Origin of the sequence: Thermocrispum sp. (assembly GCF_002919275.1) — a bacterium.
GTDB lineage: Bacteria > Actinomycetota > Actinomycetes > Mycobacteriales > Pseudonocardiaceae > Thermocrispum > Thermocrispum agreste.
The window spans coordinates 121,819-141,595 of sequence record NZ_PKFA01000067.1 but is presented as its reverse complement, the minus strand read 5'-3'; the positions used below and the strand labels follow the sequence as shown (position 1 = coordinate 141,595).

General features: G+C 71.5%; 14 protein-coding genes. All 14 read right to left on the bottom strand.

What is annotated here, in order from left to right:
- Positions 1-73: 73 nt before the first annotated feature.
- From CXP56_RS18280 to CXP56_RS18215, 14 genes are read right to left on the bottom strand one after another with little or no spacing between them, the layout of a single operon-like run.
- Positions 74-1,063 (bottom strand): GHMP family kinase ATP-binding protein, encoded by a 990-nt coding sequence (locus CXP56_RS18280; RefSeq protein ID WP_286902111.1) that lies wholly within the window; start codon positions 1,061-1,063, stop codon positions 74-76.
- Positions 1,060-1,767 carry a nucleotidyltransferase family protein gene (locus tag CXP56_RS18275; protein WP_286902109.1) on the bottom strand — a complete coding sequence of 236 codons (708 nt, stop codon included), beginning with the start codon at positions 1,765-1,767 and terminating at the stop codon, positions 1,060-1,062. The genes CXP56_RS18280 and CXP56_RS18275 overlap by 4 nt, the downstream gene beginning before the upstream one ends.
- Entirely contained in the window at positions 1,764-2,882 is a 1,119-nt protein-coding gene (locus CXP56_RS18270) for an NAD-dependent epimerase/dehydratase family protein (protein ID WP_028846228.1), read from the bottom strand. The genes CXP56_RS18275 and CXP56_RS18270 overlap by 4 nt, the downstream gene beginning before the upstream one ends.
- The gene (locus CXP56_RS18265) at positions 2,879-4,024 is read right to left on the bottom strand and encodes a glycosyltransferase family 4 protein (protein WP_028846227.1); all 1,146 of its coding nucleotides are present in this window, start codon (positions 4,022-4,024) and stop codon (positions 2,879-2,881) included. Before CXP56_RS18265 ends, CXP56_RS18270 begins: the two co-directional genes overlap by 4 nt.
- 21 nt (positions 4,025-4,045) lie before the next feature.
- Positions 4,046-5,257, bottom strand: coding sequence for an HAD-IIIA family hydrolase (locus CXP56_RS18260; protein ID WP_028846226.1), 1,212 nt, complete (start codon positions 5,255-5,257; stop codon positions 4,046-4,048).
- Positions 5,254-6,492, bottom strand: coding sequence for an O-antigen ligase family protein (locus CXP56_RS18255; RefSeq protein WP_028846225.1), 1,239 nt, complete (start codon positions 6,490-6,492; stop codon positions 5,254-5,256). Before CXP56_RS18255 ends, CXP56_RS18260 begins: the two co-directional genes overlap by 4 nt.
- Entirely contained in the window at positions 6,489-8,009 is a 1,521-nt protein-coding gene (locus CXP56_RS18250; RefSeq protein ID WP_028846224.1) for a right-handed parallel beta-helix repeat-containing protein, read from the bottom strand. The genes CXP56_RS18255 and CXP56_RS18250 overlap by 4 nt, the downstream gene beginning before the upstream one ends.
- 13 nt (positions 8,010-8,022) lie before the next feature.
- Complete coding sequence (locus tag CXP56_RS18245; RefSeq protein ID WP_028846223.1) at positions 8,023-10,062, bottom strand: heparinase II/III family protein; 2,040 nt, start codon at positions 10,060-10,062, stop codon at positions 8,023-8,025.
- Positions 10,059-12,254 carry a bi-domain-containing oxidoreductase gene (locus CXP56_RS18240; RefSeq protein WP_028846222.1) on the bottom strand — a complete coding sequence of 732 codons (2,196 nt, stop codon included), beginning with the start codon at positions 12,252-12,254 and terminating at the stop codon, positions 10,059-10,061. Before CXP56_RS18240 ends, CXP56_RS18245 begins: the two co-directional genes overlap by 4 nt.
- The gene (gene asnB / locus CXP56_RS18235; protein ID WP_028846221.1) at positions 12,251-14,182 is read right to left on the bottom strand and encodes an asparagine synthase (glutamine-hydrolyzing); all 1,932 of its coding nucleotides are present in this window, start codon (positions 14,180-14,182) and stop codon (positions 12,251-12,253) included. Before asnB ends, CXP56_RS18240 begins: the two co-directional genes overlap by 4 nt.
- 8 nt (positions 14,183-14,190) lie before the next feature.
- The gene (locus tag CXP56_RS18230; protein WP_038044304.1) at positions 14,191-15,387 is read right to left on the bottom strand and encodes a glycosyltransferase family 4 protein; all 1,197 of its coding nucleotides are present in this window, start codon (positions 15,385-15,387) and stop codon (positions 14,191-14,193) included.
- Positions 15,384-16,715, bottom strand: coding sequence for a nucleotide sugar dehydrogenase (locus tag CXP56_RS18225; RefSeq protein WP_028846220.1), 1,332 nt, complete (start codon positions 16,713-16,715; stop codon positions 15,384-15,386). Before CXP56_RS18225 ends, CXP56_RS18230 begins: the two co-directional genes overlap by 4 nt.
- Positions 16,712-18,277, bottom strand: coding sequence for a Wzz/FepE/Etk N-terminal domain-containing protein (locus CXP56_RS18220; protein WP_051309482.1), 1,566 nt, complete (start codon positions 18,275-18,277; stop codon positions 16,712-16,714). Before CXP56_RS18220 ends, CXP56_RS18225 begins: the two co-directional genes overlap by 4 nt.
- The gene (locus tag CXP56_RS18215; protein WP_286902099.1) at positions 18,274-19,680 is read right to left on the bottom strand and encodes a YveK family protein; all 1,407 of its coding nucleotides are present in this window, start codon (positions 19,678-19,680) and stop codon (positions 18,274-18,276) included. Before CXP56_RS18215 ends, CXP56_RS18220 begins: the two co-directional genes overlap by 4 nt.
- Positions 19,681-19,777: the final 97 nt, after the last annotated feature.

The window sequence follows — 19,777 nt, the reverse complement described above, 5'->3', positions numbered from 1 at the left end:
CCACGGCGAGCAGTGAACGGCCGGTCGTGGGCGGCGGCCGTACCTGGGCTCGTCCGTCGCTGCGAGTCTCCCGTCAGCCCCAGATGTCCCGGTGCACGTTGAAGATCACCCGCGAGCCCACCGGTTCCAGCTTGATCGGCAGCTCCCGCATGCCGGACAGGCGCTCCCGGACCGCGCGCTGGTGTTCCACCGGGCAGGTCACCAGCAGGAACCCGCCGCCGCCCGCGCCGGTCACCTTGGCGCCGGTCGCGCCCGCCGCCAGTGCCGACTCCACGGCGGCGTCGATGGCCGAGTTCGACACCCCGGAGGCCAGCGTCCGCTTCGCCTGCCAGCCCTTGTGCAACGCCACCCCGAGCGCATCGACCTGTCCTGCCCGCAACCCGTCCGCCGCCTCGCCCGCCAGATCGCGCAGCAGCTCCAGCTGCGGGATCCGGTCGCTGGTGTTGGCGTTCTGCTCCGACAGGATCGTCGTGGCGCTGCGCGTGCTCCCGGTGAAGAACAGCATCAGCTCCGCCTGCAACCTCCGCCGCGCCTCCACCGCCATGACCACCGGCTCCAGCCGGACCTGGTCGCCCGGCCCGAACCGGATGTCGTTCACCCCGCCGAAGGCGGCCGCGTACTGGTCCTGCTTGCCGATCGGTTTGCGGCACCGGTCGATCTCGACGGCACATGCGCGGTCGGCCAGCTCCTCGGCGCTCAGCTGCCGCCCGCGGTAGGCGAACAGCGCCTGCAGCAGGCCGACCGTGACGGCGGAGGAGGACCCGAGGCCCGAGCCAGCCGACGGGATGTCGGCGAGGGTGGTGATCTCCACACCGCCGTGCACACCCGCCATGTGCATGGCCTCGCGCACCAGTTCGTGCTCGAGGTCGGCGACGTGCCGGACGATCTCCTTGCGCGAGTAGTTGACGTAGATGTCGTCGTCGAAGCGCTGCTTGACGATGACGTAGACGTACTTGTCGATCGCGGCGTTGAGCACCCGGCCGCCGTACTGGCGGTAGAACGACGGCAGGTCCGTGCCGCCGCCGACCAGGCCGATCCGCAACGGGGTCTGCGTGATGATCATGACGCGCCTCGCCATTCCCGCCGGGCGCGCTGCAAGGCGTCCGGCGTACCGATGTCGATGAAGTAACCGTCGAGTTCCACCGCCCGCACCCGGCCGGAACGGCCGGCCAGCCGGGGGAGCAGGTGGTGACCGATGTCCGCGGGGATCCCCAGCGGGATGCGGTCGAGGACCGCCGGGTGGAAGGCGTAGATTCCCGCGTTGGCCAGGTTCGACCGCGGTGCCGCGGGCTTCTCCACGAAGCTGTGCACCACGCCGTCGTGCGTCTCGACGATCCCGCACTGTGTCGGGTCGGCGGCTTGGAACACCGTCAGCGTGGCGAGCGCGGACGCCCCCGCGGCCCGGTGCGCGTCGACGAGCTGGCCGATGTCGAACGTGGTGAGGTTGTCGGCGTTGATCGCCAGGAACATTTCGTCGCCGGCGACGAACCGGCGATGCGCGCGGAGAGTGCCCGCACTGCCGAGCAACTGCGGCTCGTAGGTCAGCGTCACCGCGGGGCCCGTGGTGCGCGCGGACACGTGCCTGCGCACCTGGTGGGCGTGATGATGGGTGTTGATCAGCACCTCGTCCACCCCGGCCTTGGCCAGCGCGTCCAGCCAGATGTCCAGCATCGGCACACCGCCGACGGACACCAGGCATTTGGGCATGTGGTCGGTCAGCGGCCGCAAACGCGTGCCCAGGCCCGCTGCCAGCAGGAACGCCTTCATCCGTGGCTCCTGACGCTGCGGACGACCCCGAGCGAGCGCATGGCGGCGTCCGCCTCGGCCAGCACGTCGTCCAGATCCGGCATGGTCGGCAGCCACGCGGCGTACTCGGCGACCGAGTCCTCCGGGGTGCGCTGGGGCCGCCAGCCCAGTTGCTTGAGCGCGTCGATGTCCGAGCAGATGTGCCGGGTGTCGCCGAAGCGGTACTCCCCGGTCACCCGGGCGCGCTGCTCCGAGCCGAACCGCTTCCGCACGATCTCGGCCAGTTGCTCGGTGGTGTACGCGGTGCCGCCGCCGACGTTGAACACTCGCCCGACGGCCCGGTCGTCCTCGAGCACCAGCAGGTTCGCGTCGACGACGTCGTGGATGTTGACGTAGTCGCGTAACGACTGGCCGTCCTCGTACAGTGTCGGCGCGCTGCCCAGCAGGTAGTGCAGGCTGAAGATCCGGCAGGCTCCGGAGTAGGCGTTGTAGACCGACTGCCGGGGGCCCTGGACGATGCTGTAGCGCATGGCCGTCGTGGGGATCCCGTAGCGGCGCCCCAGGTTGAGCGCCAGCACCTCGGAGGCGTGTTTGGACATGCCGTAGGCGTTCTGCGGGTTGGCCACCCGCTCCGGCGTACGGCACACCGTCATCGAGCCGTCGCACACCGGGCAGCCGATGTCCCAGCGCCCCGCGCGCAGCACCTCGTCGGGCCGCATGGTCGGCAGCTGCTCCCCGTGCTCCGGACACCGGTAGAGCCCTTCTCCGGCGGCTGCTTGCGACGAAGCGACGACGACTCGCTGCAGGTCCAGCCGTTCGGCCACCGCGATCTCGTACAGCGCTGCCACGGAGGTGACGTTGACGTCGGTGAAGCGCGAGAAGTCCGGCAGATAGTCCTGGTAGGCCGCGAAGTGGTACACCGCATCGGTCCGGCGCAGGAGGTTGGCCAGCAGGTCGCGATTGCGCACGTCCCCGATGTAGAGGTCGGCGCCCGGCGTCACGTACATCGGCCTGCCACCCCGATGGACCGGGGCTGTGACGGCGTCCAGCACTGTGACTTCGTGGCCGCGCGCGACGAGTTGGTCGCACGTGTGCGATCCGATGAACCCGGCGCCGCCGGTGACCAGAATTCTCATCGCGACCTCCGGTTCGCATGCACCTCGCGGTAGACCTGCAGGGTTTGTTCGGCGGTGGCCTCCCAGGTGAACTTCGCCGCGTGCGCAAAGCCCCGTTCGCGCAGCGCGTTGCTGTCCTTGGTGGCCTGGATCAATGCTTCGGCGATCGACTCCGGACTGCCGGGGTCGGCCAGCAGCGCGGCGTCGCCCGCGGTCTCCGGCATGGCGGTGACGTCGGAGGTGACCACCGGGCACCCGGTGGCCATCGCCTCCAGGATCGGCAGGCCGAACGTCTCGTTGAACGACGGATATGCGAACACCTCGGCGCAGCGGTAGAACCACACCGTCTCCGCCTGGGGGATCGCGCCGATCCACACCACGTCCCCGGCGACGCCGAGGCGGCCGGCCAGGTCGTGCAGCTCGCGCACGTAACCGGCGTCGCGGCCCGCCCCGACGACGACCAGCTGCATGTCGTCGCCCAGCTGCGGCTTGGCCCTGGCGAACGCCTCGATCAGGCCGTGGCAGTTCTTGTACCGCCACAACGAGGACACGAACAGCACGAACGGCTTGCGCACCTGGTAGCGGGTCATCAGGTGGTGCCACGCCTGGTCGGGGTCACCGGGCCGGAACCGGTCGTGGTCCACGCCCTCGGTGATCAGCCGCAGCTTCGACTCGTCGACGTCCAGGTACTGCTGCACCTCGGCCTTGAGGCTCTGCGAGTTGATCACGATCGCGTCCGCGGCCCGGGCCGTGTGCGGATAGCTCAACCGCCGGTACACCCGCGTGGGCAGCCCGATCGCGCCCGGCGTGGTGTAGGCGTGCAGCGTCTTGATGTGCGCGACCAGCCCGGGGGCGGGTTTGACGACCGGGGCCAGCAGCGTGTTGAACACGTCGATCCCGGCCCGGGGGAGCCGCACCGGCGCGTAGAGGTGTTCGCTCAGCGTGCGCGGCCAGCGGCGCTCGTTGGACCAGGGGAACATGATGTAGTGCACGTTCGGCCCGTAGCCGGTGTGCAGCGGCCGCATCTTCGGGCTGACCAGCAGGTGCAGTTCCTCGTCCCCGGTCATCCGCTTGGCCATCTCCGGGATGATGCGGGTCCAGAACCAGTGCGCGCCGGACGGATGCGCCGGGTCGTCGGTCAGCAGGTTGATGGCTACGCGCATGGGTGCTTCCCTCCGGGGCGCTCAGAAGGTCGTGGTGGCGACGGCGTCGGCGGGCATGCGCGACTGCCGCACGTACTGGGCGAGCAGGTGCATGCAGGCCTGATGGGTGTCCTCGATGACGCCGTAGTTGGTGGAGTCGACGTGCACCGCAACGGTGGCCCGCCTGCGGGCCGGGCCACCGCCGAACCCGGTCAGCGCGATGGTCGTCATGCCGTGGGCGTTCGCCCAGTCCACCGCACGCACGATGTTGGCCGAGCTGCCCGACGACGAGACGGCGATCAACACGTCGCCCGGCCGGGCCAGCGACTGCAGCTGGTACTCGAACACCTGCTCGTAACCCAGGTCGTTGGCGATGGCGCTGAGCAGCTCGATGTTGGTGCTCAGGCTCTGCACCCGGGCGGTCAGCCCGGTACCGGTGCGGACGCCCTTCACGTGGTCGCACTGCAGGTGATTGGCGATCGAGGCGGACCCGCCGTTGCCGCAGGCGAAGACCCCGGCGTCGCGCGAATACGCGTCGTCGAGGATCTGTGCCGCCCGGCTGATCTGTTCCAGGTCGACGGTGGCGAAAGCGCGCGCCAGCTCGGTGACGTAGGCGCTGCCGAAGCTGTCCGCCCGGTGGAACTGCTCGGCGGGGAACTTCACCGGGGTGGCCTGCGCGGACGCCCGCCGCGGTTCGTCGCCCGTCCGCCCGTCGCCGAGGACGAACCGCACGGCCGCCAGCAGGTCGGGGAAGCACGCCACCTCCGGGTCGAGCGGCGTCGCGGACCCGACCTGCAGCGGCCGGGCGCCCACCGCCCTGGCCAGGCCGATGTCCGCCGGGCTGTCCCCGATCACCCAGCTGCGGGCCAGGTCGAGGTCGAGCGCCCGCGCGGCGGCCAGCGCCATGCCGGGGGCGGGCTTGCGGTCGTTGCTGGTCCTGGCGAACGCCTCGACCGTGCCGTCCGGGTGGTACGGGCAGAACAGCCACTGGTCCACGTGCGCGCCGGCACGGGCCATCTCCGCGGCCATGAACTTGTGCACCTGCTGGACGTCGGCGATGTCGTAACGGCCGCGCGCCACGCCCGCCTGGTTGGTCACCACCGCCACCGGGATCCCCGCGGCGTTCAACGCCGCGATCGCCTCGATCGCGCCCGGGATGAACTCCACCCGGTCGACCGAGCCGACGTAGCCGGTGTCGACGATGATCGTGCCGTCGCGGTCGAGAAGCACACCGGGACGAGGGAGTCGGCTCATGACGCTCCTCCTGTCTTCGAAGCTGTTCGTGCGGTGCCGGGGCGGGAGGCCTGTGGGACCAGCAGGGCGGCGGCCACCGCCAGATGCAGCAGGTACGGGGACGCGTCGGCCAGCCCGGCCTCGGTGTAGGAGGCGACCAGGCAGTACGCGACGAGGAACAGGGCGCAGGCACGTTGCGGGGACGGCGGCCTGGTCACCGCCACGACCAGCAGCGTGATCAGGAACAGGGCCACCAGTGACGCGCCGATCAGGCCCTGCTCGTGGTAGGCGGCCAGCCAGCTGTTGTCGATCGGCAGGCCGCCGAACGACTTGTTGGACAACCCGGTGCCGAACAGCTCCTGGTACAGGGTGCGCGGCTCGGCCAGCAGCGCGTCCCACACCTTGGCGCGGCCGGTCAGCGTGCCGAAGTCGTCCTCGTCCTGGCCGCGCAGCACCCATGCCTGCAGCACGGGCAGGAAGACCACCAGGGCCACGCCTCCGGTGATCGCCCCCACGGTGAACACCCTGCGGGCGCGCGGATTGGTCAGCAGCGACGACAGCAGCGCCACGGTCAGCCCGGCGACGAGGCCGAATGCTGCGGTGCGGGTGTGCGTGAGGAGCAGCACGCCGATGGACGGGATCGCGACGAACGCGGCCACGCTGCCCGGGGTGAGCTTGCTCAGCCACAGGATCAGCACCAGGCCGGCGAGGACCGCGGCGTACTGGCCGACCTGCGGCGCGGTCAGCGGCCAGATCGCGCCGACCAGCCTGCCGTCGTAGTACTCGGGCAGTGCGTGCCCCGGCGAGACGAGCAGCCCGATCACCACCGACGCCACGACCACCATCAGCACCCGGACGTGGTAGCGCACGAACGCGAGCGACCCGTCCCACCAGCGGCTGATCAGCCACAACGTGGCGACGAACCCGATCAGCCGTGCGCACCGGAACAGCCCGCCGAGGCCCGATTCCAGCGGCATGCTCGCGGCCACGGCGACCGCGGCCAGCGCGGTCAGGATGAGCAGGTACGCGCTGGGGCGCACCAGCAGCCGCGGGTTGAGCAGCAGCGCGACGACGAACGCCAGCGCCACCGCCCCCATGGTGATCATCTGCGTGACCGTGCGGGGGATCGGGATGATCGTGTCCGCGCCCTGCGACCCGAGCGTGTTGACGATCAACAGGGCCCACACCGCGCCGACCAGCCGGGGCGGCCTGCCGGTGCCTGCCGATGTGCTCGAGCGGACGTCCTGGGTGGTCATGGTTCCTCCGCCCGGAGCGAGAAGACGCTGCCGCGGTCCTGGCGGTGCGGCGCGGATTGCCAGACGCTCGGTTCCAGCAGCCTGCTGGTGTCGTAGGCCATGAAGCGCCACGGGCCGACGTAGACGTTGTCGTGCCACTCGTTGCCCTGATGCCACGTGATGGCCTGCTGGATGCTCGCGCCGTGGTAGGGCGACCAGGCCGGGGAGGTGCCGAAGTTGGCCAGCACGGCCATCCGGGCGCACAGGTGTTCGCAGCCGAGCTTGACCGGGTCGACTTCGAACCGGTTGTGGTGGATGTCCACCCGCTTGGTCTTCCAGCGGCAGTCGTCGAGCAGCGGCTTGCGCTGGATGGCCGGGCTGCGGCATTGCCTGACGTCGTCGACCAGCAGCGTGCAGTACCCGGACGAGGTGTTGTGCGGGCTGTTGCAGAACCGGTCGGCGTTCTCCCACAGCGTGATGCCCGACCAGTTGTCGGTGAACCGGTTCCCGGTGATGACGAGCTTGTCGGTGCGCGCGGGCACCCGCGGCTCGCCGCCGGATTCGGAGACGTAGACCGCCGCCACCGGGAACGGGTCGCCCTCGGTGACGAACCTGCGCCCGTCCGCCCAGTTGTTGCGCAGGATCGTGTTGCCGGCGATCACTGCGTTGTAGCTGGTCTCGTAGATGATCGCGGGGCCTTCGTTGTCGCTGATGACGTTGTCGCGGATGACGAAGTCGTTGTTGTTGGTGTCCGCCCACAGCCCGGGGCCGTGGTTGTGGTGCACCCAGTTGCCGGTGACGTCGGCCCCGTCCACGGCCCAGAACTTGGCACCGCCGGTGCACCCGCACCCGGCGATCCTGGCTTCCCAGTCGTCGGTGTTGTTGCCGGTGATCTCGTTGCCGTGCACCACCAGGCCGGTGATGGTGCCGGAGTCCTGATAGGCGTTGATGCCGTACTGGCCGTTGTCCCGCAGGCAGTTGAACCGGATCCGCTGATGCGCCCCGGCGGCCAGCGCGGCGCCGCCGTTGTCGCTGATCGTGTTGTGCTCGACCACCCAGTGGTCGGCCGAGTCGTGGTTGACCACGCTCTCGTTGCCCGGCGCCACGAAGTTCCGCACGGTCAGGTGCCGCACGGTCACCCGCTCCGCCTTGCCGCCGAAGGCGTAGCGGTTGATCCCCTTGCCGTCGAGCACCGCGCCGGGGGCGCCGAGGTAGGCGTTGCCCTTCTTCGGCACGATCTGGGCGAATTCGTTCCCGCCGAGCGTGTGCACGCCTTCGGCCAGCCAGAACGTCGTTCCGGCCGGACGCTGCCGGGTCAGTGCGGCCACGTCGTCCACCCCCGGCTGCACCACGACCGCCCCGCCGGGCGGGCTGGCCGGTCCCGGCTCGACCCGGTCGCACACCCTGATCGGCCGCTCGGCCCGATCAGGGGCCGGTCCGCCCGCGGTGCACGACACCAGCCCGGTCACCGCGACCACGCCTGCCAGCACGGCGGCAAAGCGGCCGGGCCGGGGACGGGAAGACGGGCGGACGGGCACGACAGCCTCCAGGTCAACTGGTGAAGCGCAACAGCGTGGTGAACGTGGTGTGACCGCGGGCGCGGCCGACGCCGAGCAGGGTGGTGGCGGGTACACGCGTGCCGAAGCCTGCGGAATACCAGCCGAGCGGCGGATCGGTCTCGCCGCGATGCGCCGACCAGTGCAAGCCGGGGGGCAGCGCGAGGACGGCCGTGTGGCACGCACCGGGGATACGCCGGTGCGGCCAGCTCAGCCACGCGGTGTCCCCGATCAGCTCGGCGGTGATGAGCGGGCCGAGATGGAACGCGATGGTGCAGCGGCGCAGCGCGAACCCGCAGATCTCGTCGACCACGCGCAGTTGCCGGCACGCCTCGGACAGGTGCACGGTGCGCTTGTGCACCGCCGGGTGCTCGCCGTAGGCGTAGCCGTCGTGCGCGGCCTGCCAGAACCCGTGCTCGGGATCGGCCACCAGCACCGAGCTGCGGGCGTGCCGGGTCCACAGGAACGGCCCGCCGGAGACGGACTGGTCGGTGCCGTTGAGCTGCACGGTGTTGTGGCCGAGCGTGGAGCGGAAGTACGACCGCCAGGCGGGCCGGCCGTGGTAGCAGTAGGTGCCCGGGTCGGCCAGCACGTCGACGCCGTCGTGCCGCACCTCGATGGACAGCGCGTCGGCGTGGGCGTGCGCGGCGATGGACAGAAACCCGTGCGGGCCGCCGTCGCAGCGACACCAGATCTCGCCCAGCTCGCCGTGGTTGGTGGTCCGCAGCAGCGTCATGCCCGCGTCCGGGAAATGGTCCGGGCGGGTGGCGGGACGGGCAGATGGCCGAGTCGCCGGGTGCAGGCCAACACCCGGCGACTCGGCCGCACCTCCGGTGCGCACCGGACCCGCGGTGCGCCATGGTCGCGCCAGCGCCGCCAGCACGCTGGAGCGGACATCACCACCCGGAGGTTTCGGCCACCACGGCAGGCGCCCGAACAGGGCGTCGCCGGTGGCCAGCAGGGACGCCCAGCGGTCCGTGCCCGGGCCGTCGATGATCAGCCCGTGTCCGTCGTCGGCGTCGCCCTGGCGGGGCGGGCGGCCGGTGTCGTCGAGCATGGCCGCCACCGCGTCGGTCATCCTGATCAGCACGTCGTGGGTGCTGCCGGGCACGGTCACCCCGGCGCACTCGGCCTCGACGACCGCGGCCAGACCGAGTTCGAGCACCAGCGCGTGGTACTCGGTGGCCAGCTCCCGGTTGATGCCGGACGGGAACGTGTTGTTGCGCAGTTCGGTGTCCAGGGTGCGCAGCGCGCTGACCCGCCAGCGCGGCGACTCGGCGAACCAACCGAACGCGCAGGCGGCGGACAGTTGCCCCGCGGCTTCGGCGATCACGTGGTTGTTGGCCGACGATCCGTGGCTGGAGAACGTGGCCAGCCAGCGCTGGTGCCAGTACAGCTGGCGACGGAACTCCGGGTTGTCCTCGAACAGCCTGCTCGCCGCGGGCCAGGCGTGCAGCAGCCGGCGGGTCCACACCCACGAGATCAGCCGGATGCCCAGCTCGATCCCGCTCACCCAGTGCACACCGCGCAGCGGGGGATTGGCCGCCCACCACGACCGCAGATGACGGGCGACCCGGGTGGCGTACCGTTCGTCGCCGGTGATGGCGTAGGCGGCGGCGAGCACGGTCAGGTGCTGGTGCCGGGACGGCTCCCAGATCTGCTTGATGTCGCCGACGGCGTCCTCGTCCCGGTACGGGATGTCGAACGCGTAGGTGACCGGCGCGTTCCGTCCCGTGCGCGGGTCGTGGTGCCAGTCGGGGTTGGCGAAGTCGGTGCGTTCCACGCCGAAGAACTCGGCCCGGCCCGCCATCAGCCGGTCTGCGGCGGCCAGCAGGGCGTCGACGGCGTCCGCGGGTGCGGCTTCCCACCAGTCCGCGGGCGGCGGTGCGGTGAATCGTGGCAGGTGCACCGTGTGCGGCACGGCGGCGGTGTCGGCGTGCCGCCACCGGCGGATCTCGACCGCGGTCGCCGTTCGGTGGGCGACTTCTCGCGGGCTCATGGCGGTCAGGCGGCGGAGGTACCAGGCGATGTTCATGACGGCGCTCCGTTCGGGCTGAGCGGGATCGGCGCGCCGCTGGCCAGGCTGTCGAACACGGCCAGCGTGGCGAGGGTGGTCGCGGTCAGCGACGACAGCGGAACCGGCATCGGGGAGCCGGAGCGCACGGCCTCGACGAACGCCGCGAGTTCGGCGGCCTGGCCCTTGTCGCGTCCGCGCGGCAGTCGGCCGGCCGCGCCCGCCCAGCGGCGGCCGCGGTAGACGCGAGCGCGCACGAAGTCGTCGAAGCGCAGGACCTTGCCGTCGGCGATCAGGTCGATCGTTTCCTTCGCGAACGACGCGTGCCCGGAGCCGGTGTAGGTGATCACCGCCGTCGATCCGTCCGGGTAGCGCAGCGTCGCCTGCACGTCCTCGTGCCCGCGGGTGGCCGAGGCGTAGACCGACACCGGGTCGGCGTCGAGCAGCCAGCTCACCGTGTCGACGAAGTGCCCGCCTTCCCCGGCGAACCGGCTGCCCTCGGTGTCTTTGCGGCGATACCAGCTGGACGACTCGAGCGGGCCGGCGTTGACCAGGTAGCGCACGGTCGCCGGGCCCACCCGCTGCCCGAACCGCTGCTTGGCCTCCACCAGCAGCGGAGCGAACCGGCGGTTGAACCCGACCTGCAGCCGGTCGTTGCCCGACTCGGCCACCGCGGCCAGCACCTTCTCCAGCTCCTGCTCGGACAGCGCAAGCGGCTTCTCCACGAACACCGCCTTGCCTGCCAGCAGGGCCCGGCGGGTCAGCTCGGCGTGCGAACTGTGCCTGGTCACCACGAACACCGCGTCGATCGTGTCGTCGCCGAGCACGGCGTCCAGATCGGTGGACGCCGCGGCGAAGCCGAACTTCCGGCGGGCGTTGGCCGCCGACAACGCGGACGTGGTCACCACGTGGACCAGCTGCACGTCCTCGCGGTCCGCCAAGTGCGGCAGCAGCATCGACGATGCGTAGTTGCCCGCGCCGACGAAGGCGACGCGCAGCGGCCCCCGGATCGGCGTCGCGGCCTGCGGCGGCGAAGCCGCTGCGGACAGCGCCTGCGGTGCGGCCGGAACCGCTGCGGGCTCGGGCCGCGCGCTGGGGTAGGCGAACAGGACACCCACACCGCCGAGCTCACCGCTGTGCAACCGCTCGTAGGTTTCCACGGCGGAGTCGAACGGCGCGATGTGCGCAATCAGCGCGGACACGTCGACCCGGCCGCGGTGCACCAGGTCGAGGAAGCACTCGAGGTTGCGGCGTTCGGTCCACCGCACGTAGCCGATGGGGTAGTCGTGGCCGTCCAGCTCGTAGCCCGGGTCGTACCGGCCGGGCCCGTACGAGCGGGAGAACCGCACGTCGAGCTCCTTTTCGTAGTAGGCGTTCCACGGCAGGTCCAGGCGGCACTTGCCGATGTCGACCACCACCGCGCGATCCCGGCTGAGCCGGGCCGCCAGCTCGACCGGCTGGTTGGTGGACCCGCCGGCGGCCAGGTACACCTGGTCCACCCCGGCGCCGCCGGTGAGCGCGGCGACCGCGCCGTCGACCTCCTCGGAGCCGGGCGCCCCGCACGCCAGCGCGCCGTGCTCGCGGGCCAGCTCGCAGCGCTGCGCGTCCGGGTCGACGCCGATCACCCGCACCCCTGCCGCGTCCAGCAGCTGCACGACCAGCTGGCCGATCAGCCCCAGCCCGATGACCAGTGCGGTTTCACCGAGGGCCGGCTCGCCGCGCCGCACGCCCTGCAGCGCGATCGCGCCGACCGTGGCGAACGCGGCGTGCCGGGGATCGACTCCGTCCGGCACCCTGGCGTAGAGGTTCTTCGGCACCCAGTTCAGTTCCGCGTGCACCGCATGGTCGTTGCCCGCGCACGCGACCAGGTCGCCGACCGCTACGTCGTCGACGCCCGCTCCGACCTGCTCGACCACCCCGCACAGCGAGTAGCCCAGCGGCGTGAGCGAGTCGAGCTTGCCCATCGCCTTGCGGTAGGTCGCGGCCAGCCCGTTGGTGGCCACGCTCTGCACCACCTTGGCCACCTGGTCCGGGCGCGCCTTGGCCTTGCCCAACAGCGACATGCCCGCCTCGGACACCTTCATCAGCTCGGTGCCGGTGGAGATCAGCGAGAACGCCGTGCGCACCAGCACCCCGCCCGGCTTCACCGCGGGCCGCGGCACGTCGATCAGCCGCAGCTGGCCGGACTTGTAGTTCTGCACGATCTGTTTCACGCGATCTCCTTCCACGGCCGGTGACCGGCCGTCGGGTGCTCGGTGGCGCGGCGGAACCAGTACTCCAGGGCCAGCACGTGCCACAGGTGCTTGCTGCGGTCCTGACGGCCGGCGGCGTCCTCGTCGGCCAGCAGCTGCAAGGCGTCCCGGCGCAGCAACCCGGAGCCGACCAAGGCGCCGTCGTGCACCACCTCGCGCAGCACCGGCGCCAGATCGCGGCTCATCCAGGCGCGCAGGGGAGCGGAGAACAGGCCTTTCGGGCGGTAGACGATCTCCCGCGGCAGCACCGCTTCGGCGGCCTTCTTGAGCGCGAGCTTGCCGTGGCGGCCCGCGACCTTGCGGTTGCCGGGCAGCGCGAACGCCGCCCGCACCACGTCGACGTCGACGAACGGGACCCGCACCTCGGTCGACGCGGCCATGCTGGCCCGGTCGGTGTAGGCCAGGTTCAGCCCCGGCAGGAACAACCGCGCGTCGGCCAGGCACATGCGGTTGACGAAGTCGTCCAGCGCCTGGTCGTGATAGACGTCGGCGTGCTCGGTGAGCACGTCGTCCACCGCGCTCGCCAGGTCGGGGTGGACCAGCCGCAGCAGCTCCGCCCGGTCGTACATCGTGTAGCTGCGGCGGAACGCCGTTTCCTCCGGCAGTTCGGCGAACGACAGGAAGCGTTTGGCGAAGCGCACCGACCGGTAGCCGCGCCGGGAGCTGGCCACCGGCAGCCTGGCCACCGTGGCCGAGACCGGTGTGCGCACGGCGCGCGGCAGCCGCTGGTACCGCACCGCCAAGGTGTTCGCCAGGTGCTTGCGGTAGCCGCCGAACAGCTCGTCGGCACCCATGCCGGACAACATCACCTTCACGCCTGCGGCGCGCGCCGCCTGGCAGATCAGGTACGTGTTGATGGCCGCGGGATCGCCGATCGGCTCGTCCAGGTGGTACGCCATGGCCGGCAGCAGCGACAGCACGTCCGGGGCGATCTCGATCTCGCGCAGGTCGACCCCGAACTTTTCGGCGACCACCCTGGCGTAGCGCAGGTCGTCCGGCATGGCCTCGAACTTGGCGTCGGCGGCGCGGAAGCCGATCGTGTACGCGGCCATCCCGCCCAGGTGCTGCGCCGCCAGCGCGGTGACGTAGCTGGAGTCGAGGCCGCCGGAGAGGAACGAGGCGACCTCGACGTCGGCGAGCAAGTGGCGCCGGGTGGACTCCGCGATCACCTCGTGCAGGTCCGGGGGCTCGGCGTGGGCGGCTTCCTCGGCCACCTCGCGCAGCGAGTAGTACCGCGCATGCCGCACCTCGCCGTCCGGCCGGATGGTCAGCCAGGTGCCCGGCGGCAGCTTCTCGACCTCGCGATACACGCACCTGCCGTCCGGCACCCAGTAGTACAGCAGCGACGCCACCAGTGCGGTCTGGTCGATCTCCAGCTGGTCGCCCAGCTCACCGGCCAGCGCCTTCAGTTCCGAGGCGAACAGCAGCCGCTCCCCGCGCCGCAGGTAGAACAGCGGTTTGATGCCCAGCTGGTCACGGGCCAGGGTCAGTTCACCGGTGCGCTCGTCGAACACCGCGAACGCGAACATCCCCCGTAGCCTGGGCAAGCACGCCGGACCCCACCGCCGCCACGCCTGAAGCAGGACTTCGGTGTCCGACGTCCCGCGGAAGCGCACCCCGGCGGCCTGCAGTTCCGCGCGCAGATCCGGCGCGTTGTAGATCTCGCCGTTGTAGGTCAGCGCCAGGCCGTCGGCCACCATCGGCTGGGCGCCTGCGTCGGTCAGGTCCAGGATGGCCAGCCTGCGGTGCCCCAGGTGCACCTCACCCGCCGCGGTGCGATGGCTGTACCGGCCGGATCCGTCCGGCCCGCGGTGGGCGACGGCGGTGGTCATCCGGTCGGTGACCGGCCCGCCGCCCGGCCACCCGTAGCTTCCGGCAATACCGCACATCGGTGCTCCTAGCTGCCCAGCAGGCGGTCGTAGACACCGACATAGGCGGGAATCTGGTGGCGCCAGGCGAGCACGTCCTCCACCCGGCGGCGGCCGAGCGCGGCCATCTGCTTGCGCCGCACCTCGTCGTCCAGCAGCCACACGATGACGTCGGCGTACTCGGCGACATCGTTCGCAGTGGCGTAGGCGGCCGCGTCGCCGGCGGACACCCGCGTCTCGACCAGGTCGAACGCCACCACCGGCAGCTCGAACGCCATGTACTCCATGGTTTTGTTCATCGTCGAGACGTCGTTGAGCGGATTGCGCGGGTCCGGGGACAGCCCGATGTCCGCGGTGGACAACAGCGCCGCCACCTCCGCGTCCGGGACACGGCCGGTGAAGTGGACGTACGGTTCCAGCCGCAGCTCCTTGGCCAGCGCGCGCAGCTCCGGCCCGGCATCGCCGTCCCCGACGAGGGTCAGGCCGATGTCGGTCCGCCCCCGGTCGTGCACGATGTGCGCCATCGCGCGCAGCGCCAAGTCGACGCCGTCCTGCGGGCCCATCACGCCCAGGTAGGCCAGCAGGTGGGCGAAGCTTCGGCGCAGCCCGGGCTGCGCCTCGCCGCGCCGCATGCGGTCCGGGTCCGGGCCGGTGCGCACCACGGTGACGTCGGACGGCTTCTTCCGGCCGCGTGTGACGGCGACCCGCTTGTAGGAGTCGTTCGTGGCGATGACCCGTGACGACAGCCGGTAGGTCATGCGTTCGGCGAGCAGCAGGGCCCGGTAAGGCAGCGCCGCCCGGGTGCCGAACCGGGACTCGTACAGCTCGGGGCACAGGTCGTGCTGGTCGAAGACCAGCTTCACCCCGCGCACCAGGAACGGCAGCGCCGCCACGAACAGCACGTCCGGCGGGTTGCACAGCTGGATCGCGGCGAACCTCCGCCGCCGGTAGGCCCGGACGAGCCCGAGGAACGTGGCCACGATCGAGTAGGTGTACTCGGCCAGGAACATGATTTGGCGGGTGATCGGCGGGAACGCCCGGTACTTGAACAGGTGCACGCCGTCCAGCTGCTGGTAGGAGGGATCGCCCTTGGCCTTCGGGCACACCACCGACACCTCGTATCCGGCGTCGCGCAGCGCCTGGCACTCCAGCCAGACCCGGCGGTCGAACGGCACCGGCAGGTTCTGCACCACGATGCAGACGTGCCGGCCGCGGGCGGCGCTCACCACCCCACCCCCTGGTAGCCGGCGAGCCGTTCCACCTCGGCGCCGAGCCTGCCGTTGAGGTCGAGCACGACCGGTGGCTCGGCCCGCCGCAGGGCGGCCAGCGCCTCGGGGTTCGCGGTGGAGACCACGACCACGTGGGAGCCGCGGATCGCGTCCTCGGCCCGGTCGTGGAGCACCCGGCCCAGGTGCGGCAGACGCTCGGTGACGTACCGCAGGTTCGACCCGGTCAGCCGCGACATGGTGACCACCGGGTCGTGCACCCGGACGTCGAGGCCCTTGCCGATGAGGATCTCCGCCAGCGCCACGTTGGGGCTTTCCCGCAGGTCGTCGGTGTCGTGCTTGAAGGAAAGGCCGAGCAGCGTCACCTGCCTGCTGCCGCCGCCTTCCTCCACGGCGTGCAGCACCCGGTCCGCGACGTCCCGGATGTGCATCTCGTTGGAGGCCAGCGACGCCTGCAGCAGGGGCAGGTCGACGAAGCTGGTCCGGCCCAGGTACAGCAGGCTGCGCAGGTCCTTGGGCAGGCACGACCCGCCGAACGCGAACCCGGGCCGCAGGTAGGCGGGGGAGATGTTCAGCTGCCGGTCCTGCACGAACACGTCCATGACCTGGCGCGAGTCGATGTCCAGGATCCGGTACAGCCGGGCGAGCTCGTTGGCGAACGACACCTTGAGCGCGTGGAAGCTGTTGCATGCGTACTTCAGGCTCTCCGCGGCGCGGGTGCTCACTTCGTGCACCGAGCACGCCTCGCCGAGGAAGGCGAACAGTCTGCGCACCACCGCGGCCGCCTCCGGTGTCCCGCCGATGACCAGGAACGGCGGGTGGAAGAAGTCGGAGACGCTGGTGCCCTCCCGGAGGAACTCGGGGACCATCGCCACCTGCAGGTCGTCGCCGACCCGGCGGCCGGACCGGCGCTCCAGCAGCGGCACGATGGCCTCGTCCACCGTTCCGGGCGGCACCGTGGACCGGATGATCACGGTGTGCGGCCGATCCTGGTCGACCAGCGCCGCCCCGATGTCACCGACGACCCGCAGCACCGAGCTGAGGTCGGTGCTGCCGTTCGGTGCCGACGGCGTGCCGACGCAGACGATGGACACGTCCGACTCGCGGACGTTGTCACCGACCGTGCGGGTGGCGTGCAGCGCGCCGGAGCGCACCGCTTCGGTCAGCAGCTCGGGCAGGTCCGGCTCGACCACCGGCGGGATGCCCGCGTTGACGTCGGCGACCTTGCCTTCGTCGGTGTCGATGCCGACGACGTGGTGTCCACGGGCGGCCAGACATGTGGCAGTGACCGTCCCGACGTAACCGAGTCCGAAGAGTGTGACGTTCACGTGACCTCCTGGTGCGCTGATGCCGTGCTGGCCGGGGCGGGCAGCGCGCCGGGGTCCTGGGCGCGGATGCCGGTCGTGATGTCCGAAGCCGCCCGGTGCTCCACCGGGGCGGTCGCGCCGCGGCGTCCGCGCAGCGCGGTGTGCAGGGCGTCCCACAGCGTTCCGTCGGTGCGGTCCCTGGGGTCCGGGTCGATCAGCACCACGCCGATCACCGCGATGCCGGCGTCGGCGAGCTGCCGGGCGACGGTGTGCAGCCACTCGGCCGGCGCCCAGCCTGCGCGGACCACCAGGACGGCTTCCGAGCCGAGGCGGGGCAGATCGGTCCACGCCGTGCCCGGGCGGACCGAGCCGACACCGACGACGTGGCCGGGGGCGTCGCCCGGTGCGTGCGGCCACTCGTGCGACGGCCAGTCCGCGCCGTCGGTGACCCGCACGAGGTCCGGGTCGTCGTCGGCCGGTTCCAGGGCGGACCGGTCGGCAAGGTCATTGATCAGGACCACGGGCGTGCCGTCGGCGGCGAGATCCGCGGCGATGTCCTTGGCGAGCGCGGCGGCGGCTTCCTCGGCACCGAGCTCCAGCACCGCGATCCGGCCCGGTGGGCCGCTCACGGTGCGGGCCAGTGTCGCCGCCACGCGGCGTCGGTCCTGGTCGCGGCTGCTGCGGCGGAAGAGCCGCGGGAGCCGGCGACGCGGCGACAGCTGGGCGATGACGGACGCACCGAGGTGGGCGGTGATCTCCCGGCGCAGTACCGGGCGGTCCTGCACGACGGTGGCGACCGCCGCCAGCCCCAGGCCGAGCACCAGGCCGAGCCCGAGCCCCACCAGCACCATGATCCCGCCGGCCACCAGCGGCGACTGGGGGAGCAGGCGGGGTGCGTCGACGACCTTGGTGCCCGCGATGATGCGGCCGGTACCGGCGCCCGCGGTCTCCGCTTGCGCGATCAGCTCCTGGACTTTGGCCTCGAGCGTGCCCTTGCGGCTGAACAACGACGACTGCCTGGTCGTCGAGGCCGGGTCGGTGGCGTCGGACAGTGCCGCGATCTGCTGGTTGACCGTGTTCAGCTGTTGCTCGGCCCGCCGCTGGCGATCCTGGATCTCGCGCACCGCCGCCTGGCTGGACGCCCGCACCCTGCGGGCGTGGTCGGCGATGAACACGCTGCTCAACGCGTCCGCGCGGGCCAGGGCCTGCTCGCCGGTGCCTGCTTCTACGGTGATCTCCATGACGTTGTTGGACAGCGGCGCGCCGCGGTAGTCCTCGACGAAGTCGTCCGGCTTGTCGGTCGCGCCGACCTTGTCCAGCGCCTGCCCGGCGATGCGCACCGTCTGCAGCAGCGCGATGTCGGTGGCGATCAGCGCCCCGCCGTCGTTGGGCTGGTCGTCCTCGTGCAGCACCAGCACCTTGACGGATGCGGTCGGCTGCGGCGGGGCGACGACGGCCACCGCGATGCCGGCCAGCAGGCCGAGCGCCACCATGGGCAGCCAGAGCCGTTTGCGCCACCGGATCCCGGCGATCAGCCGCTGCAGGTCGACGAGCGGTTCGGCGTAGGTGCGTGCGCTCGTCATGAGGCCCCCACGAGTTCGTGGCCGGCGGCGGCGTCCGTCCGGTCGTCCGGCGGTCGTCCGGCGGCCCTGACCGGCCGGGCCACCACGACCCCGGCGAGCCGGTGCCCGGTGTCCCGGCAGGCTTCGGCGAGTGCGACCAGCTCCCAGTCGGTCCGCCTGCCCGCCGAGGTGATCAGCAGGGCCCCGGACACGCTGTGGTCCTCCGGGACGTCCGGCTGCCGTGCGGACACCTCGGCCAGCCGCAGCGTGGGCCGCTGGGCGACCGGGGGATGAGACAGCCCGATCGCCTCGGTGCTGTGCCCGTTGCCCGCCACCACGGCGTCATGTGCCTCGGCGATCAGCCGTTGCGCCACCGCCCTGGCGTCGGGGTCGTCGTCGGCGATCACCACAAGCAGGCGCAGCGGCACGCCCTGCCCGGTGCGGAGCTTGGCCAGGATGCGCTGGTAGCGCCCGGGCCCGGTGACCTCGCCGTCCGGGGTCTGCCATGGGCGGTCGGTGCCGAGCAGCCTGGCGAGCCTGCGTCGGAGGGAGGACGAGCCGTTCGCGCGGTGCTCGTGGTGCTCGTCGACGGTCACTTCGCCGACGGGCCTGGCGCCGAACGCCGACGCGATCGTGGTGGCGTCGCGCACCCTGCGGTCGGCGCGCGCCGCGATCAGATGTGCGGCGACGCCGATCAGGAACCCGGCAAGGGCCCCGGCCGCGGTCAGCTGCCAGGCACTCGGCGGCGCCGGTGAGCTGGGCACCTCGGCGGGCTCGACGATGACGGCGTTGGTGGCGGTGCCTGCCGCCTTGGCCTCCTCGAGTTCTTCGACCGCCCCGGTCAGCGCGTTGCGCACCTGCTCGAGCTCGGTCCGTACGTCCACCTCTTCCGACGTGAGCTGGTTCGAGGTCAGCTCGCGGTGCAGGGCGGTGAGCTTGCGCAGCGAGTCGCGCACCTCCACCTGCAGTGCGTTCCGCTGCTCGGCGATCACCTGCGCGGATGCGTTCGCCGGGCTGCTGGCCAGCTGGCTGGAGTAGCTGACGAACTCCTTGGCCACCTGGTCGGCCAGCGCCTGGGCGCGGCGGGGGTCGTCGTCGGTGGCCCTGATCTCGATGACGTTGCCCTCGACGACCTCGGCGGTCACGTCGTCCCGCAGCTCGCGGACCGGATCGTCCCAGCGCAGCGCCGCCGCGGCACGCTCGAGCACGGTGGAGCTGACCGCGATCTGCGACTCGGTCAGCATCTCGTCCGCCTCCCGCGAACCCTGCATCAGCACCTGGCTGCTCGCCTGGTAGCCGGGCGAGATCACCAGGGAGACCAGGTAGCCGAGCAGCGCACCGAGCACCGCGGCGGCGACGAGGACGCGCCAGCGCCTGCGGATGACCTGCCCGACGACGGACAGCCGTACGACATCGTCATTCACCGCACGAGATCCCCTCTGCGTGCTGCGACGCTCGCCGATGGGAGAACCCCGCAGCGAGCTTGGCCTGTGTAAACGCCATTCGCGCAGATCGGGGTGT